Origin of the sequence: Selenomonas sp. oral taxon 136, assembly GCF_001554015.1 — a bacterium.
GTDB lineage: Bacteria > Bacillota > Negativicutes > Selenomonadales > Selenomonadaceae > Centipeda > Centipeda felix.
The window spans coordinates 186980-213055 of record NZ_CP014239.1 but is presented as its reverse complement, the minus strand read 5'-3'; the positions used below and the strand labels follow the sequence as shown (position 1 = coordinate 213055).

Genomic DNA, 26076 nt, shown 5'->3' with positions numbered 1-26076 from the left:
GCACGAAATCACGGTGCTTCCTGTCGCCTTGTCCCCGAGAGGATGGATTTCCTATCCCACAGGGACAGGGCTTTTGTATATTTGGAAGGGAGAGCATTTTATGATAAAGCTGACACTGCCGGATGGCTCCGTTCGCGAGGCAGAGGCAGGAACGAGCATACTGGACGTCGTCAAGGGGATGAGCAACTCCTTGGCGAAAAAGGCACTTGCGGCGAGCCTCGACGGCGAGGTCGTCGATCTGACGACGCCGGTCACGAAGGATGCTGTACTGCGCGTGCTGACCTTTGATGATGAGGGCGGCCGCCACGCTCTGCGCCATACGGCGGCGCACGTCATGGCGCAGGCAGTGAAGCGCCTGTATCCGGAGAGCCATGTGCAGCTCGCGATCGGGCCTGCGATCGAGAACGGCTTCTACTACGATTTCGACATGGAGCACCAGCTGACGGATGCCGATCTTCGCGATATCGAAAAGGAAATGAAGAAGATCGTCAAGGAGAACCTGCCGCTTGTCCGCCGTGAGATTCCCCGTGCAGAGGCGATTGCACTCTTCCGTGAGAAGGGTGAGAACTATAAGGTGGAGCTGATTGAGGATCTGCCGGAGGACGAGGTAATCTCCCTCTATACGCAGGGCGAGTTCACCGACCTCTGCGCAGGCCCCCATGTCGTCTCGACCGGCAAGGTCAAGGCATTTAAGCTGCAAAGTGTCGCAGGTGCATACTGGCGCGGCAGTGAGAAGAATAAGATGCTGCAGCGCATCTATGGCACGGCGTTTGAGAAGCAGGAAGAACTCGATGCCTACCTGCACATGTTGGAGGAGGCGGCAAAGCGCGACCACCGAAAACTCGGCAGAGAGCTGGATCTCTTCAGCCTGCACGAGGAGGGACCGGGCTTCCCATTCTTCCATCCAAACGGCATGGCACTGCGCAACGCACTGCTCGACTATTGGCGCGAGGTGCATCGCCGCTACGGCTATCAGGAGATCAGCACGCCTGTGATCCTCAGCCGTAAGCTCTGGGAGACCTCGGGGCATTGGTTCCACTATCGCGAGAATATGTATACCACGGAGATCGACGAAGAGGACTACGCAATCAAGCCGATGAACTGCCCCGGCTGCATGCTCGTCTATCGTTCCCAGCTGCACAGCTATCGCGACCTGCCGCTGCGTCTTGCCGAGCTGGGACTTGTCCATCGTCATGAGCTTTCGGGTGCTCTGCACGGGCTCTTCCGCGTCCGCAACTTCACGCAGGATGATGCGCATCTCTTTGTGACACCCGATCAGATCGAGGGCGAGATCCAGCACACGATTGACCTCTTCGACGAGGTCTACCGCACGTTCGGTCTGACGTACAAGGCGGAGCTCTCGACGCGCCCCGAGGACTCGATGGGCACGGACGAGATGTGGGAGATGGCGACGAATGGCCTGCAGAAGGCACTGGACAACCGTGGTCTGGACTATGTCGTCAACGAGGGAGACGGCGCATTTTACGGTCCGAAGATCGACTTCCACCTGCGCGACTCCATCGGACGTACGTGGCAGTGCGGCACGATCCAGCTCGATATGAGTCTGCCCGAGAAGTTTGACCTCACCTATGTCGGCGAGGACGGCGAAAAGCATCGCCCTGTCATGCTGCACCGTGTGGTCTACGGATCGATTGAGCGTTTCATCGGCATCCTGATCGAGAACTATGCAGGTGCGTTCCCCGTATGGATGGCACCCGTGCAGGTACGTATCCTGCCGATCACGGAGCGTCATGCCGCATACGCGGAGGAACTGTATAAGAAGATGTTCGACCTTGGCCTCCGCGTCGAGGTGGATGCACGCAACGAAAAGACGGGCTACAAGATCCGTGAGAGCCAGGTCAAGAAGACGCCGTACACGCTGGTGGTCGGCGATCAGGAGATGGAGAGCGGCACAGTCGCCTTCCGCAAGTATGGAGAGAAGGACAGCACAGTCCTGCCTGTCGCGGACTTTATCGCGCTCGTACAGGAAAAAATTGCGACGCGTGCACTGGAGTATTGACAGGATACTCCGATCTGTGGTAATATATCTCACGTTGAAAGCAGAAGCCACCGCTTCTCACCTGCGGGCATAGATGTCTGACGGGTTGCATGAGAGAATGTATGAGGGTGGCTTTATGCCGCCCTTTTCTATTGCCGGATGGCGTAATCATGCGCATCCGTACCAGGAGGTGTTCTTGCCATAAGCAGGGAATCTTTGCGAATCAATGAGGAAATCCATATCCGTGAGGTGCGTGTCACCAGTGCGGAGGGGGAACAGCTTGGCATTATGCTGACGCGCGATGCCCTTCGCATGGCGGAGGAGCAGCATCTCGACCTGGTCGAGGTGGCGCCGAAGGCGAAGCCGCCCGTCTGCCGCATCATGGACTTTGGAAAGTTCCGCTATGAGCAGCAGAAACGTGAGAAAGAAGCGAAGAAGAAGCAAAAGACCATCAGCATCAAGGAAGTCAAGCTGCGTCCGAACATCGACGAGCATGACTTTAATGTCAAGCTGAAGAATGCGCTCCGCTTCGTCGAAGAGGGCAACAAGGTCAAGGTGACGATCATGTTCCGTGGGCGTGAGCTCTCCCATCCGGAACTCGGGCGCGTGGTTCTCGACCGCGTCTCCGAACGGCTGGGCGATCTCGTGTCGATCGAACGCGGTGCGAAGCTCGAGGGAAAGAATATGACGATGATTCTTTCGCCGAAGGTGCAGAAGCCCGCCAAGGCGGCAAAACCCGCGAAGCAGGAAGATAAAGGAGGAAATGGCGATGCCGAAGATTAAAACGCGCCGCGCTGCAGCGAAGCGCTTCACCGTAACAGGGAGCGGAGAATTCCGCCGCAACAAGGCATACAAGAGACATATTCTGGAGAAGAAGACGCCGAAGCGCAAGCGCAACCTGCGCAAGGCAGCACTTGCCGACAATTCGGACTACAAGCGCATCCGCAAGATGCTCCCCTACGCATAAACGGGGCAATGAAGAGAACCCTACGTGGGTAGGAAACAGGAGGAATTGCTATGCCAAGAGTAAAGAGCGGTGTTACGGCACACCGTCGTCATAAGAAGATTTTAAAGCTTGCCAAGGGCTATCGCGGCTCGCGCAGCAAGCAGTTCAAGAAGGCAAACGAGACCGTCATGAAGGCGCTTTACTATGCGCGCCGTGACCGTCGTGCAAAGAAGGGCACGTTCCGTCGTCTCTGGATCGCACGCATCAATGCAGCAGCGCGTGCGAACGGCATCTCGTACAGCCGCTTTATCGCGGGTCTGACGAATGCAGGGGTCGAGGTCAACCGCAAGATGCTTGCCGATCTCGCCATTGCCGATGCAGCGGCATTCACGCAGCTTGTGAACGTCGCAAAGGAAAATCAGTAAGATGGGAGCAGCCTGATGAGTCATCGGATTCATCAGGCTCTTTTTATACGATGAAAAAGATCGAGACAATCACGAGTGCGGAGAACCCACTCATCCGCCGCCTCTCCGTGCTGGTACGAAGTCCGCGCCGCGCCGCCAAGGAAAATGTATTCTTGGTGGAGGGACTACGCCTTGCCGAGATGGCAGCGCGCTCAGACGGACAGATCCTACACGCCGTATTGATGGAGCGTGCCTTGGCAGCGGAGCGAGCTGCCATACTGGCAGAGCAGCTGCATCTGCGCGGCGTGCCGGTTAACTGTGTCCCGCCGCGGCTCTTTGCCGCCTGCGCGGAGACGGACGCGCCGCAGGGAATCCTGCTGCTGATGCAGCGTCCCCCCCGCAGATCATTGACCGATCTCGTACACGCGGCGGAGAAAGTACCGTTTTATCTGGCTCTTGATCGTGTGCAGGATCCCGGCAACGTCGGCATGATTCTGCGCACGGCAGATGCAGCGGGCGCAGCGGGCGTGATACTCCTGCGCGGCTGTGCGGATGTATACAGCAGCAAGGTCGTCCGTGCAACGATGGGCTCTCTGTTTTACGTTCCCTTTATCAGCGGCGTCGATGATGAGGAACTCCTGCGTTTCGCACAGGAGCAAAGCCTATATCTCTATGCGGCTGCGTGCGACGCCGATGCTGTGACGCATTTTGCAGCGGATCTGTGCCGCCCCACGATTGTCGTCCTCGGCAACGAGGCAAACGGTGTATCGGAGCGCCTCTTGGGCGCGTGTCAGCACCTCTACGTCCCAATGTGCGGGCAGGCGGAGTCGCTCAACGTCGCCTCGGCCGCCACAGCGATCCTCTATGAGTCCATGCGTCAGCGCAGCTACGCAGGGATATAATAGATATAGTTTTATCACATAGAACTATAAAAAGATTCTTTTATATTATTGACAAAATAAACTAATTTGTAATATCATAAGAGTGAAAAAATTCATATTGTAAGGAAACAGGTGTCGAAAGACTTAATAAGGAATTCGGTATAAGCCGAAGCGGTCCCGCCACTGTAAGAGGAGCCCCGTCATCGTATGCCACTGGAAGAAATTCTGGGAAGGTTTGACAGGGTGAGGAATCTGAGCCAGGAGAATTGCCTGCTTTAACATCACCGTCGATTCGGACGTTGTTCGGAATCGGTACCTGCGAGCGATGGGAAGGGGATCATCTCTGCTTCTTTGTGAAGCAGAGTATCTTCGGCAGGTTTGTTCTGCCGCCTTTTTGAAATGATATGACCGCCTTCGTTCAGAAGGCGGTATTTTTTTGAAAGGAGAGTCCAGTATGTTCTATACTATTGACTGAATATAATGACGGGATTATTTATTTTGGTAATTCTACAGAAATGAGGATAATCTATGTTGTCTCGATGGAAACAAAGACGGCTTGTGTTGGGCGTTATGGGTATGCTGTTGTCTGGTGCGCTGCTTCATCCGATGATTGCCGCAGCAAGAGGTACCGCAACTGATACTGGCGGGGAAGAAGAACAGGCATCTGCCATGGTTCATATGGAGCCGACATCATCGAGTCCTCCGTTGAAATATAGCACTTCTGATATCACCGTCGAGGCGAAGCGTCCCACATGGGAAGATATTCTCTCCCCCGGCACCGTGACCATTATACGCCCGGAGGAGTTCAAGGGCGAACAAAAGACACTGCCTGACTTTCTCAAGATGGTTCCCGGCGTGCATGTACGCGAGGTGCAGGGCAAGGGGCAGTATACGACGGTCACCGTACGCGGCTCGACGGCAGCACAGGTCGGCGTATTCGTCGACGGCGTGCTGACGAATCTCGGCGGCGATGCGGCGGTCGATATCTCGACGATCCCCGTCAGCAATATCGAGCGCATCGAAGTCTACCGCGGCTACATCCCGGCTCGCTTTGCGGGCACCTTCATCGGCGGCATCATTAACGTCGTGACGAAGAAACCGACGGGCGCACATGGATCCGCCGAGATTGGACCGAGCTCCTTCGGCGGGAAAAAAGCCTCCGTTGAGATCACAGCCCCCCTAGGTGCCGGCAGCCTGCTTTTTGGCTACAATCACGAATCGCGTGATGGTGACTTCCCCTACCGCAGCTATGCGGCGGAGCAGTTCTATACAAATACCGACATTGGACGACAGATCGTTGCGACACGGACAGAACTCCAAGGCTACCTCGCTATGACACCGGCAGGGAAAGCCGCGTTTGATATCGCACATGGCGCCGGAGCATGGCAGCAGAATGTAGATGATTGCATCCAGTGGCTGGAGGACAATGGGGGCCGGTTGGTTACTGCTGCGGATGATCCGCACCGCCGGCGGCAATACAATGACTACAGCAATTCGGATCTGCTTGTCAAATGGCAGAATGACGATTGGATGATCAAGGGAACATACAAGACTGTCGATCGGCATCTGCCCGACAGTCTCTGGGTCGATTATCGAAGTTATTTCGATATGATTCAGCCGGGGCTTCTCGTTGATAAATACGATCTCTATAAATACGACAAGCGGCATCAAAAAATCAGTGCAAAGGAGCTGCTCGTACAGCGCCGCTATATAGGAAAGAACTATGAATGGGGCTGGATGGTCGACTACCTCACCCAGAGCAAGGATTACCGCGCCGAGAATATTCACGACGGTCTGCGATACATGATTAAGATTCCCATGCGGGAGTGGAGCCGCTATCGCTCGAAGAAATACAATGTACAGGTGGACGGCACCTATCAGCTCAGCAAGAACAATATGCTCGACTTCCAGATGAATTACTCTCACGAGCGCATGAATATTGACGGCGATGGGCTTAATGAGGTCATCGATGACGTGCAGGCGGGTATCGGAAATCTCTGGGCACAGATGCGCAACCAGTTCGATCAAAATATCTTTAACTTGCAGCTGCAGGATACAATTACGCTTGACAAGAAGCGTTCATGGCAGCTGACGCCTGCCATCCGCTACAATCGTTCACAGATTATAGGATACAGTCAGTTCGGTCGATTCAATCCACTCAAAACATATCGCTGGGTTCACCCGGAGGACAGTCAGGTGGATTCCAAGGTGACATGGCAGCTCGCATTAAAAAAAGAATTCAACAACCACTTTACGATGCGTATGACGGGCGGCACCTACTTCCGCCTGCTCAATATGTACGAAATCGCAGGTGACGGCGCAGGAATCATGCCGGCTCCAATGGATTACAAGGGGAGCGGCGCGAAATTTCCACAGCCCGAGTATGGCAAGCAGTTTGATCTCAGTGCCATTTGGGACGGCAAGTTCCTTGGGGCAGATAATCGAACGACGCTCACATATTTCTGGCGCGATACACAGCGCATGCTCTACCTCTACCGTGCAGGACTCAACTACAGCTCGTACTTCAACGATATGCGCGGGAAGGCGCACGGCATTGAGCTGCAGACGAATTTCCACTGGAAGAAATTTGATCTCGACCTCGAAGGCACGTACCTCAATATAGCGGCGCAGCGCAGGGACTCCTCCCCGGGCGTCCATTATGATTGGTTCGAGGTGCGCCCAACCTATCAACCGAAGTGGGAAGGCAATCTCCGACTGACCTATCGCCCGACGGAGAAGTGGCTCTTCTTCAGTGAGGGACACTATGTTTCGCAGTACTACACGCACTATGCCATCCCGCAGGTCAGGGATCCTGTGGAAAAGGAACTTTCCGGCAGGCCGAGAGCAGCGTTGAAAACAATCAACTTGGGATTCAAGTGGTCGCCGCGCAAGGATATGACGCTGTCGATTGGCTGCAATGACGTGTTCGATGCAGCGTCGAAGCTAAAGGTGCACAGCGTGCAGCGTTACTTAAGCGAACCCAGTTGGGTAAATATCGAGTATCCGCTGCAGGGACGCACTTACTATATGAGCTTCCGCTATGAGTTCTAAAGAATCACCGATAAAAGGAGGAGCATTATGAAATCGCATTTTGGTAAAGTGCAGCGTATGCGGCTTTCTGTTCTCATTATGGGCGGACTGCTCTGTGCTTCGACTGCAAGTGCGGCAAACCTCGTCTCGACCGTCCCATCGGACTACGGAAACAGCGAGATGGGGACCGTGACTGGTTCCCGAGTGACGACGCAGGTGGATGCCGATCCCCAGGTCGGCGTGCTGAAAAACCTCAACCGCGATCCCGCATCCTTTGGCTTCCATCAGAAAGGCAAGAGTATGGTCTTGCTGCGTCAATACACCTATAGCACGACGGAACTGGAAGGGACGAAGCTCATCGATCCAAATTCTGCTGGTGCGGCGGCGAGCGTGGCGAGCGGAAAGACGGCAGATGTACCGAATATGCATGCGGCGGCAGGCAGCGATGAATATATTTATATGACCGGCTATGATCTCGGGCAGATCGGTGTCGTGCGCCAAAACGACAAGCGATTGATGGAAAACAAAAGAGCTGTTGTCAACCTCAAGAATGACATCAAGCAGTACTGCGGCTACAACTTCACCGAGACGTTCAAAAACCTCGACGAAGATTCAAAGGGCGAGAAAGACAAAACCTACACGGGTGACCCTGCAAAAGCACAGGTGCACGGTGAGGCGCTGCTCGTCGAGGGGCGCAGGCTCTATGTGGCGGCGTCCGTCAATCCGCTTGGGGGCTATGATCCCTACGATGACGGCTTCCTGATGCAGTACGACATCCAGGACGACGGCACCCTGAAGTTCGGCAGCTATACGCGCATCAGCCGCAACATCGATCAGGGCAGACTCAATAAGTTCAACGACCATATCCTCATTTCCTGCATCGGCGGCTATCAGCACTATAACGGGACGGGCAATACCCACTATACGGCGCTCAACATCGCCAAGATCGATCAGAATACGGGGCGCATCCTGGGCACGGAGCAGCGCCGCGCTTCTATTCCAGAGCATGTCAAGGGAACCGGCGAGGATATGCGCGATCTGAAGATCCTGCCGAACGGCACTGCCTACGTCATGACGTACAATCTCAGCCCAAGCGGCAGCCAGATCAATGCGCATGTCTACCAGACGACCATGTCCAATCTGATGTCGGAACATCCCGACGATTGGACGGAGATTGCCGTTGCGCACGAACAGGAGGGATGGTTCGGCAAGCTCAACGCCGAATACTATACGAAGCGTCTCTGGCTGGAGCTTGGCGATACTCTGCAGGCCTATACGGACGGCGATGATGCGGCGAAACATATATGGCAGGCGAAGGATTTCTCCGAGAACAAGGCATTCAGCCGCTTCAACAAGATCACGATGATCGAGCCGGACTGGGTCTACGGCACGACGGCATCCGTCGTCATGACGCTGCCGCCGGAACTGGGCGGAACGACGACCGCAGCGACACGCAATGAGAATGCCATCTGGAAAGACAATGCCGTATACACCGATACGGTCACGACGCGGCAGAGCTGGGACGGTGATACCGTTGTCAGCATCGGGCAGGATAAGCTCGGCGACAAGTCGACGAATGTGCTTGCGGCGATTTCTGCAGCCGGAGGTAAGCGCCTTAATATCAGCGCAAAGAAAAACCTCCTGCAGCTGCAGGTGGAAAACACGGTGGGAAATCCGACGGGAATCTATGCTAGGGGAACGGATCTCACGGTAAGTGCGGCAAAGGGCATCAATATCCTCACGCGAGGGCTTGACGGCGGCAATACCCTGACAAATGCCGTTCAGCTTGATGCGATGAAAAACAAGGCGGCGCAGCTTACCATCAACGGACCGCTCAGTATCTCGATGACAGGCGGCCTTGGCGGCAACGGCGTCGCGATCCAAAAGAGTGACCGTTTTGGAGAAAAATCTTATGAAGCGGGCACCGCATCGGGGATCCGCATCAACGGCAATCTGAAGATCGCAGGTGAACAGACGGATCAGTGGGGTATTCCGCTCAATCGTGAGAATGTATTCTCGCGCTTCAACAATGCAGGCATTCTTACGCAGGTCGAAAAGAGCAATGTGACCGTAAACGGCGATGTAGATATGACCGTCTACGGCAACGGCGTGACGACGAATGCGAAGGACAGCAGCGTACGCATCGCAGGCGGCGGCTCCATCCAAGTGCCTGCCGCTATGAAGTACAGCTACTATGCGCTTGCCGCCTATCAGGGCGCGATTTCCATGAATATGGGCGATGACGGGACGAAACTCGGCAACGGCAAAAAAATAAATGAAATTGCTGATGTAAAGCTCGACGGCGACCTATTTGTGCTGCCCAAGGGCAGACTCGACGTCGCCCTCATGACAGACAAGTCCTACCTGCACGGCCTTGTGGATAACGGCGGTACGGCAAATCTCTATCTGCAGAACGGTGCAGCATGGCTGAATGAGGGGCGCAATGCGCGCTACTATCAGGACAACGAAGACATCGGCGCGGGCGCGCTCACTGATGTCGCAGGAAAGAAGATCTATGTCGGCAGAAGCCGTGTCACCAATTTCTATGGCGGTACGACAGAGGCCACACGCGGCATCATCTACCAAAAGGATTCGGATGCAATGACGCTTGATAATTACAGCGGCCATACAGCAGCTGTTTATCGGCATGATGAAGCAACACCAACAGCCTTTAAGGGGGGTGATATTGTCATCGGCAAGGCTGTGGGAACTGAGAATGTTTTCACGCTCTTTACCGACGCAAACGGGGTGACAGCAGCCAATCAAGACACCGTATTGAATGCGCTTGCCAATAAGCTGACGTACAAGAATTTCGCCGACGGGAAACTCAAAGGCAAACTCGCGATCGGTGAGGGACTGACGGCCTCCTCCATCAATAAAAACATTACCTTTGCGACGGAACGCGGCAGCTACGTCAGTGGAGGTCCTACACCTCCGCCGCCAAGCACGGAACAGACAAAGACGGAGTTCACCTCGCAGCTTACACAGAAGGAAGTTGCCGAGTACAAGGCGGCCAATGTCGAGCCGTCGCCCGGCAATTACAAGTTCACGAAGGACACGACGATTCGCAGAAGCTCCTATGACGGCATCATCGCAGCAGCAACCTATCCAAAACAGCTGCTCAATGTCGATGCAAGGGAGCATAAGCTGACCTTGATCGGCGACGGCAGCAACTTTATCCTCGGTGTGGACAACAACAGCGAGGATGGCATAAAGATCACGGCGGATACGCTGAAGATTGATGTAAAGAGCAGCGACGGTCGTGCTTTTGGCATACGCAATAATCAGGACGGCTCTGTCATCACAATCAAGGGTGATCTCGATATCAAGGCGCAGAGCAACCAGACTGCGCAGGGGCTCGTCACGAGTCGAGGCGCAGCGATTGAAACGGATGGGCTGCATGTAGAGCTGAACAAGGATTCGGTGGGCGGCGCTTGGGCCATCAGCAACAGCAATGGCACGGTTACGGTCAACAGCGATGGCAGCCGTGAGGTGGTCATCAACGGCAATGTCCAGACGGGTGAGGAAGGAAACACCAATATCTCGCTGACGACAGGACAGTCCGCCCTGAACGGCGTCATCCAAAAGGTGGCGCCGAGCGACGGCGAGGATGAAGAAGAGGATGAAGCATTCAGTCTCCCGGTCATTCTTCAGCAAAACGGCGCAGCAAAAGGCAATGTGCTGACCCTGCAGAACGGTGCAGTTTGGGCGAATGGGGACTACAACAAGCAGAAGAGTGCACTCACTGCAGCGAAATTCACAGGGAGTTGGCTGCGTTTCCTCAAGGGCGGCGATGATGCTGCCCATGCGGGCGTGATCTTCCAGAGAGACAGCAAGGATATCATGGTCGACAACTACAGCGGCAATACGCGTGTATTCTATACGCATGACGCTGCAGCGCCGACAACGATCATCGGCGCTGCGTTGAAGATTGGCAAGGCGTCTGAGGGCAGCAGCATTACGCTGACGACGGACAACAGCGGTTTGAATACGGAGGCAGCATCGGGCGCCGATAAGAAGCTGGTGGATAATACGCTCAATGCGCTCGCCAACAAGCTCTGGTACACGGCCTATACGACGGGCGAAAGGAATCTCTCCGGCAAGGCGGAGATCGCTGAAGGACTAACCACTTCTGCTGCCAGCAAGCGCATTGAGAATATCACATTCGATATGGCGAGCGGACAAGGCAGCTATACACCGGCTCCGCCAACCCCTCCGACCCCGCCGAGCGGGGAGCAGACGAAGACGGAGTTTACGACGCAGCTTCTCGGTACGGATTCGGATCAGGAATACATCGATGCGAATGTTCGTCAGGCAAATGGCACGTATCACTTCACGAAAGATTCGAAGATTCGTTACACCAATACGGAGGATGAAGGCGCTGGTGTCATCACTCCAACAGAAGATGTGAAGATCGATGCGTCAGATCACACGCTTACCGTTGAAACAAGAGTGGATGGAGCACAAAAAGCGGTATCCATCAAGAATGCGGGCAAAAAGCTCAATATTACAGCAGATACGCTTCGGTTGTTCACGAACGAAAAAGAAGTGAGTGATGCCGGATATTCTTGGGGAATTCTGAATGAGAGCGGGACAACCAATATTTCGGGCGTAGCAGAAATAGATGCGACAGGATATGAATCAAGTCGCGCTGTGGAAGCAACCGAAGGAACCGTAACTCTTGAGGGGCTGAAAGCAAGTGTAGCAGCCTACAACGATGCGGTGGCTCTCTTCACAGGTGGAACGGGACAAATTTATGTCAACGCAAAAGATGGCAATATGGGCAGAAATACGGTAAAATTCGACGGCAACGTCGGCGCTATGGGGAAAACAAGCCGTATCGATGTCGCTATGGTGAATAAGGATTCGGGAGTGAACGGTCTTGCCTTTGGCAAGGGGAAGATTAACTTTTGGCTGCAGAACGGTGCTGTTTGGAACAATGAACAATATGGTGGCACAGTGCCGGATAAAGAGAATAACCAACTTGGTTATGACTATGATTATACCTTTGCCGGCAGCCGTCTTGTCTCTTTGAAAGGCGGCAGTAATACCAACAATGCGGGGGTGATCTTCCAGAAGAACGACAAGGATATCTCAATCGACAACTACAGCGGCTATACGCGCGTATTCTACGCGCATGAAGCGGCAACGCCGACGACGATGAAGGGCGGCGACTTCCGCATCAAGAACGCGGCGGCAGACAGCGCCATCACGCTGACGACGGACAGCACGGGTCTCAATACGGAATCGACGAAAGCGGCGGACAAGAACCTTGTCAGCGCGACGCTCAATGCGCTGGCCAACAAGCTCTGGTACACGGCCTATACGACGGGGGAAAGGAATCTCACGGGCAGAGCGGAGATCGCCGAGGGGTTGACAACATCGGCGGCCAGCAAGCGCATCGAGGATATTACATTCGACGGGACGACGGGACAGGGACGTTATGTCTATACGCCGCAGTCCGAGGTGACGACCGATCCGATTAAGGAATCGGAAACGCTGACCTATGACCGCCAGGCACTTGCCGCACAGCCAAATACCAAGGGAAACCGCGTCGTCTCGGCGCTCTATACAGAAAACAGTGCCTATGACAAGCAGCATCCGATGGTCGTCGATATGAACGGGCACAGCCTGCGCATTGAGGCAAACAGTAAGAACCAGATTGCCAGTGCGATCTACGGCGGCAACAACAAGAGCATTCGGATTGTGAACAGTGGTGAGAAAAAGGCGCTGACCATTAAGGCGTCGAATACGGATACACGTGCGGCGAACGGCATCCAGACGGATGCGAATGCCCATATCTATATTCAAGGACCTGTTACGATCGAAGACGTTCATGCGAAGGGATACAATGCGACGGCTATTCAGACCTCCGGTACCATCGGCTCTCCGAGCGACGTTACGATCGACGGTGATCTCACCGTGCAGTCCGTGCGTGCTGACCGCGTGGATACGAAAAATAAGGGCGCAGATGACGGACGCAATCTGGCTGCACTCCAAACAACGGCCGATGAGTCCAAGATTACAGTCAAGGGCAATGTCGATATTCAGAATATCAAGGGCAGTGTGCTGAAGACTGTCGGCGCAGACAGCGTGATCGATGTCTGCGGCGGTACGATGTCGGCTGCCGAGGACGTCGATCAAACGAAGCAGTATCGTGCCGTACATGTCCAAAAGGGCACGGTGAACATCAATACGCCAGAGGGCATCAGCGGAAGCAGACAGACAAACATCACAGGTGATATGTATGTTACGCGTGAGTATGGAAAGAAGACAGTCGAATACACCGGTGGACAACTTGTCGATTTTGACTCGAATGGTGTACTGAATGTTTCTTTGACAACGGCAGATTCTTCGTGGATGGGCGCCGCGACGTATGACGTCAATCGGGCGGATTTCCAGAAGGGCGGCTTCACGGCACACGATGTGGGGCAGTTCAATTTGACCTTGCAAAATGGTGCCCACTGGACGAATGAACGAAAATCCGGTGTTACAAACAAGTGGCTGGGCAGTCATCTTGCCTCGTTTACGGGCGGCAGTGACGCCTCCCATGCGGGTGTGATCTTCCAGAAGAACGCCAATGACATCACGATCGACAACTACAGCGGCTATGCGCGCGTATTCTACGAGCACGATGCCGCGACGCCGACGGTGATGACGGGCGGCGACTTCCGCATCAAAAACGCAGCGGGCGGCAGCGTCATCACACTGACGACGGACAATGCGGGACTCAATACGCAATCTGCAAAGGCCGCCGACAGGAATCTCGTGAACGCAGCGCTCGACGCTCTGGCAAAGAAGCTCTACTACACCGCATATACGAGCGGTCAACGCAGCCTCTCAGGCAAGGTGGAGATTGCCGAAGGTCTGACCACATCGTCTGTAAGCAAACGCCTTGAGAACATCACGTTCGACACGGCGAGCGGCCAGGGCAGCTATGTCTATACCCCCGCTGTGGAGCCACCGGACGCTCAGACACAGACGGAGTTCACCACCGCCATCACAGGCGACGAGGTGCATGATGCTCCGTATGTGAATGCCGGTGTCCGCAAGGCAGACGGCAGGTATATCTTCACGAAAGACTCCACCATTACGACCGGCAAGGATTTGATTTCGGCCGGCGCGTGGATGAGCAATATCAGCGCGGCGATATCCAGTGCCAATAATGGAAAGATACTCGATATCGATCTGAGCGGAAAGAACCTCGCCGTCAATACAAAGACGGATGTCAGCACGACTGGCATCTCGTCCATTGGCAAGAACTCGAAAGTCAATATCAAGAATGCCGGAGCCATCTCTATTGATGCAGAGAGCACGGCAGGCGGACAGACTGCGGCGCTCTTTGTCAACGGCGGCGGCGCGATCCACATTCAGAACGGTGGCAGCAACCTTGAGGATAAGGTACTGAAGGTACGTTCCAACGGAACCGCAAAGACGAATGTTGCCGTCATCAAGTCGATGAATGGTGTGAACGGTGTCGAGTCGAACATCACGATCGACGGTCTTGTCGATGTGCTGGCGGACGGAAATGATGCGGCAAACGGCAAGGGCGCAAATGAAGCGGTGAGTGCTGTCGCCTCAAAGATTGACATCGGCGGCGGTTCCATCCGTGCCATCAATGGTGCATGGGCAGCGATCCGCGCCTATGGCGAATTTGTCACGCAGAACTACGGTACCGTTAACTTCAACGTCACGAAGGGAGCGGACGGTCTCGCGAACGGTGCCGGTACGAACCGCGCCGTTGTCGAGGGCGATATCGTCACGAACGGCGGCATGGGCACGAAAGGCCGTGTGAGCGTTGGTCTTGCGACCGCGGATTCACACTGGATCGGCAACTATGCCGATACGCGCGGCTACGGTGTGACGCCGGGCCAGCTCGGTGCAGTCAACCTCTTTATGAAGAACGGTGCCTATTGGAAGGGATTCTCCAACGGCTCCATGAAGGTGGAGATGAGCGGCGCGGGCACGAACTGGACAGGCTTCAATATTGGAGACAATTTGCAGCTTAAACTTTCCGACGGTGCGATCTGGCACAATGCCATCACGCCGGAGCAGAAAGACCAGGACAACAACGCCGCAATCAGCAAAGTTAAGTATTTCACGGGCGAAGGCGGCTTCATCGATATGACGGGAACGAACCGTTTCCTCGCGTCGAGTCAAAGCCTCAGCGGCGCCCCGGTAAAGACGGGTTCTTCCTCCATTGAGGAGAAGGGACTTGGCGAGACGGGCGATCTCATGATCGATGAGTTCAACGGTTCGACGACGATGCTCTATCGCCACGACGCAGCGACGCCGACGACGATCTACGGCGGAAAGGTCACGATCGGGAAAGCGGCGGCAGGCAGTCTCGTCAAGATGGTGACAGACAATGTCGGCCTCAATACGGAATCCACAAAGGCAGCAGACAAGAATCTCGTGAGCGCAGCGCTCAACGCACTCGCGAACAAGCTCTACTATACGGCCTATACGACAGGAGAGAGGAATCTCACGGGTAAGGCTGAGATCGCTGAGGGTCTCACGACATCGTCTGCAAGCAAGCGCATCGAGAACATCACATTCGATGCAGCGAGCGGCCAGGGTGGCTACGTCTACACGCCGGCAACAGAACCGAACCCGAATCCCAACCCGAACCCCAATCCCAATCCGAACCCCAATCCAAACCCCAATCCGAATCCCAATCCAAATCCCAATCCAAATACGCAGATCGAATACGGTGACTATGAGACAAAACTCATGAGCGGCGTCAAATCCGCGATGACCGCATCCTCGATGGCTTGGCGGGCTGAGGCGAACGACCTCATGAAGCGTATGGGCGACCTCCGTCTCTCTCCGCAGGATACCGGTATCTGGGCACGTGCCTACCGCGGCAAAGCCACCAGCAACAAGGACAATGCCAACTTCCGCATGAACTACTCCACCATTCAGGTCGGCTATGACAAGAAGGTTGGAAATGACTGGCGCGTCGGTATTGCAGGAAGCTACATGAAGGGCTCCTCCACCTACGCAGCCGGCAGCGGCAAGAACAAAGAGGGCAACCTCGGCATCTACGGCACATGGACGGGCAAATCCGGACAGTATGTCGATCTCATCGCAAAGGTCGGCCGCCTGAACAACGAGTACACCGTCTACAACGACTTCGGCCACTATGTGAAGGGTGATTACAGCACATGGGGCGGTTCGCTTTCGGCAGAGTACGGCAAGCGCATCGCAATGAAGGGAGGAACCTTCATTGAGCCGCAGGTTGAGCTGATTTACAGCCATCTGAACGGTGTAAGCTATACCGGCAGCACAGACTACATCGGCATGAACATGTATGTGCACCAGAAGCCGTTTGACAGCTTCATCGGGCGTCTCGGCCTTGGCTTTGGCAAGGAGACCGAGCGCAGCACGTACTATGCGAGAGTCTCGCTCTACCACGAGTTCGCAGGCGACCTGCATACGGACTACTCGGACGGCTTTACACCGAAGAGCACGATGCAGAACGGCAGTGATACGTGGGTCGGCGTACAGCTCGGCGGCACGGTGAAACTCAACGACCGCACGAACCTGTACGGCAACTTCGAGAAGACCTTCGGCGGCGACATCAAAACCGCATGGCGTATGGATGCCGGTATGCGCTGGAGCTTCTAGGGAATTGCTGATAAGATGAAGTTTGTCGGGGCAGCGTAGATTGATAAAAAAGCGCAGGAAAGTTTTTCTGCGCTTTTTTTGTGCGTGTACAGGAAAAAAGGCCATTTCGATTGGTGAATTTATACCGATGGCGGTGGCTTGCGCAGGGGATATCATATAAAAAATGCTGCACGCAGTGAAACACCGTCATGCAGCAGAGCGACTATTCTATTTGTTCTTTCTAGGGAATTGCTGATAAAATGAAGTCCGTCAGATCGGCGGTGCTGAATGATCAGCACTTCTCCAGCATGGCGAGCAGTTCATCCTTCGTGATGAGCCCGACGGACTCATCGACGGGTTCTCCGTTCTTGAAGAAGATGAGGATCGGCATGCTCATCACGCCGTATCGCTCGGCAATGTCCTGTGCATCATCCACATTGATCTTGCAGAACTTGACATCGCTGCGTGCGGTGGAGGCTTCCTCCAGCACGGGGATGAGCATCCGGCACGGCATACAGTATGACGCCCAAAAATCGACGACGACCATACGCTTTTCCGCTAGGACTTCGGAGGCAAATGTTTCTCTTGTTAATTCAATGACAGCCACAGCCTGAATCTCCTTTGCCGTAGTATGGGATGTACGGAGAACGCCACATCAATGATGACGAATTTTCGTTTATCCGCATTTTTATGAACGCTGTCTATTATCATAAAAGAAAACAAGAGATTTTTCAATAGGTATAGGAAAAAAGTCATTGAAACTTTTTTCCTAATGAAATAAGCTCTTCCTAGCGTCCGTCGGTTGCATGTGCCGGAGAAAAAGTATATAATGATAGAAATGGAAGTTTAATTTATTTGCCATAGAGTGATGGAGAAGAGGGGAACGGAAGATGGCAGGGAAGAAAAGAGCACCGCTGAGCCCGATACTCAGGCAGAACAAGCGGATCTTTGATTTGATGAAAAACACGACCTCCGACTATGCCTTCATGATGGATCCGGCTGCCGATGTGTTTCTTGCTTCACCCACGTTTGTCCGTGATTATGCGCTGCCATCGGAGACGCTGACTCATGTCGTCGACGTGCTGCATCCCTTGATCTGCGTACAGGATCGCCGCGCCTTTGATGCGATATTTTCCTCGCTGATGGACGTGACGGAGGGGCGGGAACGGCAGCTGGACTTTCGTATTACGAATGCGAAGGGCGATCTCACATGGCTGCGCCTGAAGGGGAATATCGGACTGTCCGAGGATGGACATCCGAATCTCTTCGTTGGGACGATCAGCCAGCTTGCACGTCGTAATGCAGCAGACTCGGTGACGGGACTGCTGAACCGCTATCAGTTCACTGAGGATCTTGGCGAGGCACTGCGCGCAGCACGTGAGACGGGGAAGGGCGGCGGTCTCCTCGTCATGGGCATCGATAATTTCCGCACGGTGAACGAGGCGTTTAACCATGAGATCGGTGACGTGATTCTGCGGGAGATTTCGGAGTGTATCCTGCAGAATGTGCCGCGGCGTCTTTCACTCTATCGCCTGGATGGTGATGAGTTCGGACTCATCTATCCGGAGGCAGATGAGGAGATGCTGCAGGAGTTTTTCATCCGCGTTCAGCGTGAGTTCGCGCACCCGCAGGTATATGACGGACGGCAGTATCTTGTCACCATGTCGGCGGGCATGGTGTTCTATCCACAGGCGGCGCGTGATCCTCTTGTTCTGCATAAATACGCGCAGGCGGCACTGGATACGGCGAAAGCCGGCGGAAAGAACCGACTGAATGCGTTCTCAAAGGAGGTCTATAACCGCTGGCTGCGGTCGCTGACGATTCAGGAGCAAATTCTTGAGGATGTCAAGGCTGGCTGCCGCAATTTCGAGCTTTACTTCCAGCCGCAGGTCGCAGGCGACGACCAGCATATTGTCGGTGCGGAGACGCTGCTCCGATGGAAGAACGAAAAGGGGCACATGGTCGCGCCCATGGAATTCATCCGCATCCTTGAGGAGACTAAGACCATTGTGCCCGTCGGGCGATGGATCTTTGAGCAGGCACTGCGCGTCTGCAAGGAGTGGCGGAAGAAGATTCCGAACTTCTGCATGAGTGTCAACATGAGCTATGAGCAGATCAAGGATCTCTCGTTCCTTAAGTTCATCGAGGACTGCCTGCATCGGCATGATATGCCGCCGGATGCCGTCGTCCTCGAACTGACGGAGAGCAAGATCGTCAGCGATCTGAAATTTGTCAATGCGCAGTTCGATGCATTTCGGATGCACGGCATCAAAATCGCCATGGATGATTTCGGTACGGGGTATTCTTCGCTGTCCTCACTCAAGAATCTGAACTGTGATATCATCAAGATCGACCGTGCGTTTGTCATGCGGATTCTGGACAATCATTTCGATCAGAAGCTCGTCGAGTATACGGTGGAGCTCTGCCACAGTATCGGCAAGACCACCTGCATCGAGGGGGTAGAGAGTCAGGACGAGTACGACTGCCTCGTCAAGATCTGCAAGACCGATACGATTCAGGGCTATCTCTTTGGACGCCCTGAACCGCAGGATGTATTTGAACAAAAGTTTTTGGGGATGTAATGGGAAGAGAAAAAGCAGAGGAGGGGCTGACCTCACTCGGCGCGCAGCGGACGGACTACGGATATGACTATGCGCCTGAGGCATTGGAGACCTTTCAAAATCAGCATACGGATCATGACTACTGGGTACGCTTCAACTGCCCCGAGTTTACAACACTCTGTCCGATCACGGGGCAGCCGGACTACGGAACAATCTATATTTCCTATATGCCGGCGGAGCGCATGGTCGAGAGCAAATCGCTGAAGCTCTATCTGGTGAGCTTTCGCAATCACGGCGACTTCCACGAGGATGTTGTCAATGCCATCATGCGCGATTTGATCCACCTGATGGCACCAAAGTACATCGAGGTACAGGGGAAATTCCTGCCGCGCGGCGGTATCTCGATCGACCCCTATGCAAACTACGGCATCCCGGGGACGAGGTATGAGGCGCTGGCGTGGGAGCGCCTCGCTCAGCACGACCGCGTACTGGAACGGGTGGATAACCGTTGACGGCGCGGCAGAAACGGATTGCCCTCATCAATGATGTGACAGGATTTGGACGCTGTTCGGTGACGGTGCAGCTTCCGCTGATCTCCGCGATGCGCGTCCAGGCATGCCCGCTCCCGACGGCGATCCTCTCCGTACATACGGGCTTTCCGAACCACTATCTCGACGACTACACGGCGCGTATGCGCCCGTACATGGAGAACTGGGCCGAGAACAATCTCGATTTTGATGCAATCCTCACGGGCTTTCTCGGCTCGGAGGAGCAGATCGAGGTCGTGCTCGATGCGGTGCATCGTTTCAAAGGCAAGGATACACTGATCATTGTCGACCCTGTGATGGGGGATAACGGCAGGCTTTATTCCTCTTATACGCCCGCACTTTGTGCAAAGATGCGTCAGCTTATGCCGTACGCAGACGTCGTGACGCCAAACCTCACGGAGGCATGTCAGCTCCTCGATCTGCCGTATCCGCCGGACGGCGTGGTGACCGATGCAGCGCTGTCTCACATGGCGCACCAGCTCGCCGCGATGGGGCCGCGTGCTGTTGTCATTACCGGCCTTCACGCGGGTGACTGCGTGCGCACGTACCTCTATGAGGATGGAGAGAGCCGCTGCTACGACCATGTGAAGATTGGGCGTGACCGTTCCGGTTCCGGCGATGTGTTTGCGGCGATTGTCGCGGCGTCCCTCGTGCGCGGCATTCCCCTTGCGGACGGAGTGAAATGTGCCGCCGACTTTATCGGTCACTGTCTTGCCTATGCGGAGGAGCTGGATCTGCCGTGGAATTACGGGCTGCCCTTTGAGGAATTTATGGGCGAGCTGACCAAACTGTAAGGGAATCGCTGATAAAATGAGGTATGCCAGATTGGCGTAGATTTTTTGTCCGATTGAGGCAGCAAACCGGACGCATAGCGAGGGCTATGTGGAGGATTTGCTAACGAAAAGCGGGCGAAAAAGATACGTCAAGATGGCTGTGCCGAATTTATCAGTGCTTCCGTAAGGCTGTACAACAAAAAAGCTGCCGTAAGGGCAGCTTTTCTCATTTCTGTGTATGATTAGGAGCATATTATGATTGTTTACGCGACCCATGCGGGCGGACGTTATTTGCCGATGGAGGAGAGTCTGCGCGAGCAGCCTGAGGGCAAGCGTGCCATCTACGTCAATATTACGAACTCCTGCAACTGTGACTGCGTTTTCTGTCTGCGCAGCATGAAGGAGATGGCGAAGGAGTCCTCGCTCTGGATTGACCATGACCCGACACTTTCTGAGATCACGGAAGAGCTCGACCGCCTGCCGTGGGAATACATCTCCGAAGTCGTATGCTGCGGCTTCGGAGAGCCCCTGATGCGCCTAGACATAGTGCTCGGTGTCCTGCGCCATGTCAAGAAACATCATCCGCAGGTGCCGACGCGCGTCAATACGAACGGACTGGGCGAGCTGGAGCATGGCACCGTCTTTGCACAGCGCTTTGCAGGGCTGCTCGACACCATCTCCATCAGTCTCAATGCATCGAATGCCGAGCGTTATCTTGCGCTCACGCGCTCGAAGTTCGGCATCGGTTCCTATGAGGCGATGCTCACCTTTGCCGAGCACTGCAAGCCCTATATTCCAAATGTCGTACTCACCGTCGTGGAGAAGGTGGAGAACGAGGAGGAGATCGCTCGCTGCCGCAAGATCTGTGCGGAGCGCGGACTGACCCTGCGCGTGCGCACGTACGAGGACAGCTAAGGGCTCACTGCTTTCAGATCACCGTCATTCCCTAAGCCATTATAGCGTCAGCTTCGCCCCATAGAGCGGCGTTTGCCGGTCCATCGCGGCGAGGAGGCGCGGCACGGGGAGTACGCGCAGCAGGATGAAGCAGATCACCGCCTCGGGGACGAGGTAGGTCGCGTTGAACACGAGGGAATACAGATAGGGCGACATTCCCTCCGGCGCGTACGAGCCGAAGAATACAGCACCCGAGATAAAGTGGCAAGCGAAGCGTGCCGCAAAGGCGAGTGCGGCTCCCGTGAAGATCCGTCCCGGTACGGCAGCGGCAATCGCGAGTGCCATATAGGGCAGCGGATAGTCGAAGAGCACCTGCAGGGGGTGCAGGATGAACGCATCCTGCATGAGGTTGATCATGCCGTAGAGGAAGCCCGCGAGACAGCCGATGCCCGCCCCGTAACGGTAGGTGAGAAAGAGGAGGGGAATCATCCCGCCGATGGTGACGCTGCCACCCTGCGGCATGTGAAAGATGCGCAGCTGATGCAGTACGATCGTGAGCGCGAGCATCAGTGTGACGCTGATGAGCATGTGGGTCGTGAAGTGAATGCGCCGCATCTGCAGATAGCCGAGGATCAGGATGAGTACGGCGAGCAGCGCAAAGAGACTGGTCGGCTGCGCGATCAGATCGGCAGTACTTTTCATGAGTGTGTCCATGGAGACCTCCTGTGAGGATACAATTTGTGTGGGGGACATCGGTGTCCGGTACTTCGTATAGAATACTATAAAAACGATGTTTGTTCAAATTGAAAATGTGCTCTTTGCAGACATTCCCTTCATCTTATCCGCATGTCCATAGATTTTTTGGCGTGAATATGGTAAACTGAGAATTGTTGTTTGAATCGTTTTGTGTCGTGACGACGTGCACATACAGGAGGACGTTATGGACGAAAAGATCAGAGAACTCAAGGCGCGTGCCCGAGCTGCGATTGCAGAGACGGCGGGCTCGCTGAGTGAGCTTAACGATATACGTGTCAAGATTCTGGGGAAAAAGGGAGAGCTGACGACCCTCATGCGCAGCATGGGCGCCCTCGCGCAGGAGGAACGACCGCGCATCGGCAAGATCGTCAACGAGGCGCGTGCCGAGCTCGAGGCGCTCCTCGCGAAGAAGTCAGAGGAACTTGCCCAGCGTGAACTGGCGGCCAAGATCGACGCCGAGCAGATCGACGTCACGCTGCCCGGCCGCACGATGCAGATCGGACATCTGCACCCGCTCACGATCACGCTGAACCGCATCAAGAAGATCTTTCTGCAGATGGGCTTTACGGTAGAGGAAGGCCCTGAGATCGAGACGGACTACTACAACTTTGAGGCGCTCAACCTGCCGAAGGATCACCCCGCACGCGATATGCAGGACTCCTTCTACATTACGGAGGATATTCTGCTGCGCTCTCAGACCTCGCCCGTGCAGGCGCGTACGATGCAGAAGAACGAGCCGAATGCTCCGATCCGCATGATCGCGCCCGGGCGCGTCTATCGCCGCGACTCCTACGATGCGACGCACTCGCCGATGTTCACGCAGGTGGAGGGGCTCGTCATCGACAAGGACATCTCCTTTGCCGATCTCAAGGGAACGCTTGAGCTGTGCCTGCATGAGCTCTTCGACGTCGACGCCAAGGTGCGTTTTCGCCCGAGTTTCTTCCCGTTCACCGAGCCGTCCACCGAGGTTGATATTTCCTGCTCCGCCTGCCATGGTGCGGGCTGCCGCGTGTGCAAGGGCACGGGCTGGCTCGAAATCCTCGGCGCGGGCATGGTGCATCCGAACGTCCTGCGCATGAGCGGCTACGATCCAAATGTAGTGTCGGGTTTTGCATTTGGCATGGGCGTGGAGCGCATCGCGATGCTCGCGTACGGCGTGGATGATCTGCGTCTGTTCTACGACAACGACGTGCGTTTCTTACATCAATTCTAAGGAGGCGGGACTATGCAGGTTTCCATCAAATGGCTGAAGGACTATGTGGAGATAGATGAGCCGGTGGAGAAGGTTGCCGATCGCCTGACGATGGCAGGCGTGCCTGTCGAGCGTATTGTGCGTGCCGACGAGGGGCTTGAAAAGGTCATCACCGGGCGTATCGAGAAGATCACACCGCATCCGGACTCCGATCATCTGCTCGTCTGTCAGCTGAACATGGGCAGTGCGGAGCTGACGCAGATCGTGACGGGCGCATCCAATGTGCGCGAGGGGCATATCGTCCCGGTCGCTGCGGTCGGCGCAGTGCTCCCCGGCGGCAAGAAGATCTCGAAGGGCAAGCTGCGCGGAATTCTCTCGAACGGCATGATGTGTTCGGCGGGAGAGCTTGCCATTGATACCGAGGGGCTGCCCGACGAGCAGGTGAACGGCATCTACATTCTGCCGCCCGATACGCCTGTCGGTGTACCGGCGGCGCAGGTACTTGGCCTCGACGATGTGATCCTAGAGTTCGAGCTGACGGCAAACCGCGCCGACTGCTTCAGTGTCATCGGGATTGCGCGGGAGGTCGCCGCGCTGACGGGCAAATCGCTTCGTATGCCGACGATTAAGGTGAAGGAGACGGCGGGCGTGCGCGCTGCGGATCTTGTCTCCATTCACATCGACGATGAGGAGCTGTGCCGCCGTTTCTCCGCGCGTGTTCTGCGCGATGTGAAGGTCGCTCCTACGCCCGCATGGATGGTGGATCGTCTGCGCGGTGCGGGCATCCGCTCGATCAACAATGTTGTCGATGTGACGAACTTCGTTATGCTGGAGCTGGGACAGCCCCTCCACGCATACGACTATGACCGTATCGCAGGACATACGCTGACGGCGCGGCATGCTCGTGCAGGGGAGCAGCTTCATACGCTGGATGATTCCAACCGCATCGCCGTCGGAGATGAGCTCGTCATTGCCGACAGCGAGAAGCCCGCAGGGCTTGCCGGCATCATGGGCGGGCTCGATTCCGAGGTGACGGACAAAACGACGACGGTCGTCCTTGAGGCGGCCTCCTTCCATGGGCCGACCATCCGCCGCACGGCGCGGCGCATCGGCCTCCGCTCCGAGGCATCGGGACGGTTTGAGCGCGGTGTGGATGAGACGGAGACCATTCGTGCTGTGACGCGTGCCGCACAGCTCCTCACGGAGATGGATGCCTGCACCGTGGCAGAGGGGGCGATTGACGTCAATCCAACGCCGCGCGTCCCGACGGTACTCACGTTTCGTGCACGCACCGTCGCGGAGCGCATCGGTGTGAACATCCCGGGCGAGTGGATGGCGTCGGCACTGCGCTCTCTCGGCTTTATCGTCGAGGAGGAGGGGATTGAGACCTATCGCGTCGTCGTTCCCTCATGGCGCGGCGACGTGACGCTGATGGAGGACATTTCGGAGGAGGTTGCGCGGCTCTACGGCTTTGACAACATCGCATCGAAGATGCCGTCGGGGGCAGTCCTGCAGGGATCGGTCAGTGAGATGCAGGCGTTTGTCGATACCATGCGTGAAACACTTGCCTCCCTCGGCATGACGGAGGAGCTTTCGTTCAGCTTTACGAGCACAGCGGCACTCGACAAGCTCTGTGTGCCCGAGGACAGTATGCTTCGCCATGCGGTTCCCATCATGAATCCGCTCATGGAGGAGTATCCGCTCGTCCGCACGACCCTTCTGACGAGCATTCTTGAGAATGCGGCGCGCAATGTCGCCCGTCGGAACCTCGATCTCCGGTTATTTGACATTGCGCCTGTTTTCTTCCCGAGGGCATTGCCTGTCACGGAACTCGTCGAGGAAAAGCGCAAGGTGGCAGGACTCCTCACAGGGCGGCGCAATCCTATCGCATGGGATACGGATAATGCGATGGTCGATTTCTACGATGCAAAGGGCGTACTGGAGCGCTTCCTCTCTGCCATCGGCGTACAAAAATACACGGTGGAGCGTGGCGAGCACTTTGCGATGCACCCCGGCAAGACGGCATTTTTCAAAAAGGGACGCGACGTGATCGCCGTCCTCGGTGAGATTCATCCGACGGTCGCCGCGAACTTTGGCATTGGACAGAGTGTCTACGTCTTCGAGATGGATGCTGAGACACTGCTGCGCTACCGCAAGAAAAAGGCTGCCATTAAGCCCCTGCCGAAGTACCCCGCATCGACGCGTGACCTCGCAATCCTCGTGGATGCTGGCCTTACGACGGCGGAGATCGAGCGCGTCATTGCGAAGAAGGGCGGCAGTTACTTCCGTGGTGCGACCCTCTTTGATGTCTACGAGGGCAAACAGGTGGGCAAGGGAAAGAAGAGCATGGCGTTCCACCTGCATTTCCAGTCCGATGACAAGACCCTGACCGATGAGGAAGTGGATGCGGCATTCGCCGCAATCCTGCAGGCAGCGGAGGAGCAGCTTCACGCACAGCTTCGCGGATAAAAGGCGGTGAGAGC

The 26076-nt window shown here is 55.5% G+C and carries 15 protein-coding genes and 1 riboswitch; of the genes, 13 read left to right on the top strand and 2 right to left on the bottom strand.

From position 1 onward, the window contains the following. Positions 1-100: 100 nt before the first annotated feature. The 7 genes from thrS to AXE86_RS00925 all read left to right on the top strand — a co-directional run bounded on the left by thrS (position 101) and on the right by AXE86_RS00925 (position 16890). Complete coding sequence (gene thrS, locus AXE86_RS00955) at positions 101-2020, top strand: threonine--tRNA ligase (protein WP_061943699.1); 1920 nt, start codon at positions 101-103, stop codon at positions 2018-2020. 195 nt (positions 2021-2215) lie between these two features. Further along, positions 2216-2782: a translation initiation factor IF-3 gene (infC, locus tag AXE86_RS00950; RefSeq protein ID WP_009442622.1), complete on the top strand. Its 567-nt coding sequence runs from the start codon at positions 2216-2218 to the stop codon at positions 2780-2782. Then, positions 2769-2966, top strand: coding sequence for a 50S ribosomal protein L35 (gene rpmI, locus AXE86_RS00945; RefSeq protein WP_039980908.1), 198 nt, complete (start codon positions 2769-2771; stop codon positions 2964-2966). Before infC ends, rpmI begins: the two co-directional genes overlap by 14 nt. Positions 2967-3016: 50 nt before the next feature. Then, complete coding sequence (gene rplT, locus AXE86_RS00940) at positions 3017-3370, top strand: 50S ribosomal protein L20 (RefSeq protein ID WP_061943696.1); 354 nt, start codon at positions 3017-3019, stop codon at positions 3368-3370. 50 nt (positions 3371-3420) lie between these two features. Then, positions 3421-4251, top strand: a complete 831-nt coding sequence (locus AXE86_RS00935) for a TrmH family RNA methyltransferase (RefSeq protein ID WP_061943693.1) — start codon at positions 3421-3423, stop codon at positions 4249-4251. Positions 4252-4343: 92 nt separating this feature from the next. After that, a riboswitch (cobalamin riboswitch) is annotated at positions 4344-4518 on the top strand. Between the two features lie 240 nt (positions 4519-4758). Continuing rightward, complete coding sequence (locus AXE86_RS00930; protein WP_061943690.1) at positions 4759-7281, top strand: TonB-dependent receptor; 2523 nt, start codon at positions 4759-4761, stop codon at positions 7279-7281. 27 nt (positions 7282-7308) lie between these two features. Beyond that, complete coding sequence (locus tag AXE86_RS00925) at positions 7309-16890, top strand: autotransporter outer membrane beta-barrel domain-containing protein (protein ID WP_061943687.1); 9582 nt, start codon at positions 7309-7311, stop codon at positions 16888-16890. A gap of 271 nt (positions 16891-17161) precedes the next feature. Here AXE86_RS00925 and trxA read toward each other — a convergent pair whose 3' ends face one another. Next, positions 17162-17476, bottom strand: coding sequence for a thioredoxin (trxA, locus tag AXE86_RS00920; protein ID WP_061943684.1), 315 nt, complete (start codon positions 17474-17476; stop codon positions 17162-17164). A gap of 283 nt (positions 17477-17759) precedes the next feature. Here trxA and AXE86_RS00915 point away from each other — a divergent pair, with 283 nt between their 5' ends. The 4 genes from AXE86_RS00915 to AXE86_RS00900 all read left to right on the top strand — a co-directional run bounded on the left by AXE86_RS00915 (position 17760) and on the right by AXE86_RS00900 (position 21666). Then, the gene (locus AXE86_RS00915) at positions 17760-19451 is read left to right on the top strand and encodes a sensor domain-containing protein (RefSeq protein WP_061943681.1); all 1692 of its coding nucleotides are present in this window, start codon (positions 17760-17762) and stop codon (positions 19449-19451) included. Beyond that, positions 19451-19942: a preQ(1) synthase gene (queF, locus tag AXE86_RS00910; RefSeq protein ID WP_061943678.1), complete on the top strand. Its 492-nt coding sequence runs from the start codon at positions 19451-19453 to the stop codon at positions 19940-19942. The genes AXE86_RS00915 and queF overlap by 1 nt, the downstream gene beginning before the upstream one ends. After that, positions 19939-20772, top strand: a complete 834-nt coding sequence (locus AXE86_RS00905; RefSeq protein WP_061943675.1) for a pyridoxamine kinase — start codon at positions 19939-19941, stop codon at positions 20770-20772. The genes queF and AXE86_RS00905 overlap by 4 nt, the downstream gene beginning before the upstream one ends. Positions 20773-21006: 234 nt before the next feature. Next, complete coding sequence (locus tag AXE86_RS00900; RefSeq protein ID WP_061943672.1) at positions 21007-21666, top strand: TatD family nuclease-associated radical SAM protein; 660 nt, start codon at positions 21007-21009, stop codon at positions 21664-21666. Positions 21667-21705: 39 nt separating this feature from the next. Here AXE86_RS00900 and thiT read toward each other — a convergent pair whose 3' ends face one another. Then, complete coding sequence (thiT, locus tag AXE86_RS00895) at positions 21706-22359, bottom strand: energy-coupled thiamine transporter ThiT (protein ID WP_061943669.1); 654 nt, start codon at positions 22357-22359, stop codon at positions 21706-21708. A gap of 226 nt (positions 22360-22585) precedes the next feature. Here thiT and pheS point away from each other — a divergent pair, with 226 nt between their 5' ends. Both pheS and pheT read left to right on the top strand, forming a co-directional pair. Further along, positions 22586-23614 carry a phenylalanine--tRNA ligase subunit alpha gene (gene pheS / locus AXE86_RS00890; protein ID WP_009442608.1) on the top strand — a complete coding sequence of 343 codons (1029 nt, stop codon included), beginning with the start codon at positions 22586-22588 and terminating at the stop codon, positions 23612-23614. A gap of 12 nt (positions 23615-23626) precedes the next feature. Then, complete coding sequence (gene pheT, locus AXE86_RS00885; RefSeq protein ID WP_061943665.1) at positions 23627-26062, top strand: phenylalanine--tRNA ligase subunit beta; 2436 nt, start codon at positions 23627-23629, stop codon at positions 26060-26062. The last annotated feature ends 14 nt before the right edge of the window (positions 26063-26076 follow it).

Bases quoted from the DNA above. Each gene is read 5' to 3' on its own strand.
- AXE86_RS00930 (WP_061943690.1), top strand. From the start codon at position 4,759: ATGTTGTCTCGATGGAAACAAAGACGGCTTGTGTTGGGCGTTATGGGT.
- AXE86_RS00925 (WP_061943687.1), top strand. From the start codon at position 7,309: ATGAAATCGCATTTTGGTAAAGTGCAGCGTATGCGGCTTTCTGTTCTC.
- rplT (WP_061943696.1), top strand. From the start codon at position 3,017: ATGCCAAGAGTAAAGAGCGGTGTTACGGCACACCGTCGTCATAAGAAG.
- queF (WP_061943678.1), top strand. From the start codon at position 19,451: ATGGGAAGAGAAAAAGCAGAGGAGGGGCTGACCTCACTCGGCGCGCAG.
- pheT (WP_061943665.1), top strand. From the start codon at position 23,627: ATGCAGGTTTCCATCAAATGGCTGAAGGACTATGTGGAGATAGATGAG.
- thiT (WP_061943669.1), bottom strand. From the start codon at position 22,359: ATGGACACACTCATGAAAAGTACTGCCGATCTGATCGCGCAGCCGACC.
- AXE86_RS00900 (WP_061943672.1), top strand. From the start codon at position 21,007: ATGATTGTTTACGCGACCCATGCGGGCGGACGTTATTTGCCGATGGAG.
- pheS (WP_009442608.1), top strand. From the start codon at position 22,586: ATGGACGAAAAGATCAGAGAACTCAAGGCGCGTGCCCGAGCTGCGATT.
- thrS (WP_061943699.1), top strand. From the start codon at position 101: ATGATAAAGCTGACACTGCCGGATGGCTCCGTTCGCGAGGCAGAGGCA.
- AXE86_RS00935 (WP_061943693.1), top strand. From the start codon at position 3,421: ATGAAAAAGATCGAGACAATCACGAGTGCGGAGAACCCACTCATCCGC.
- AXE86_RS00915 (WP_061943681.1), top strand. From the start codon at position 17,760: ATGGCAGGGAAGAAAAGAGCACCGCTGAGCCCGATACTCAGGCAGAAC.
- rpmI (WP_039980908.1), top strand. From the start codon at position 2,769: ATGCCGAAGATTAAAACGCGCCGCGCTGCAGCGAAGCGCTTCACCGTA.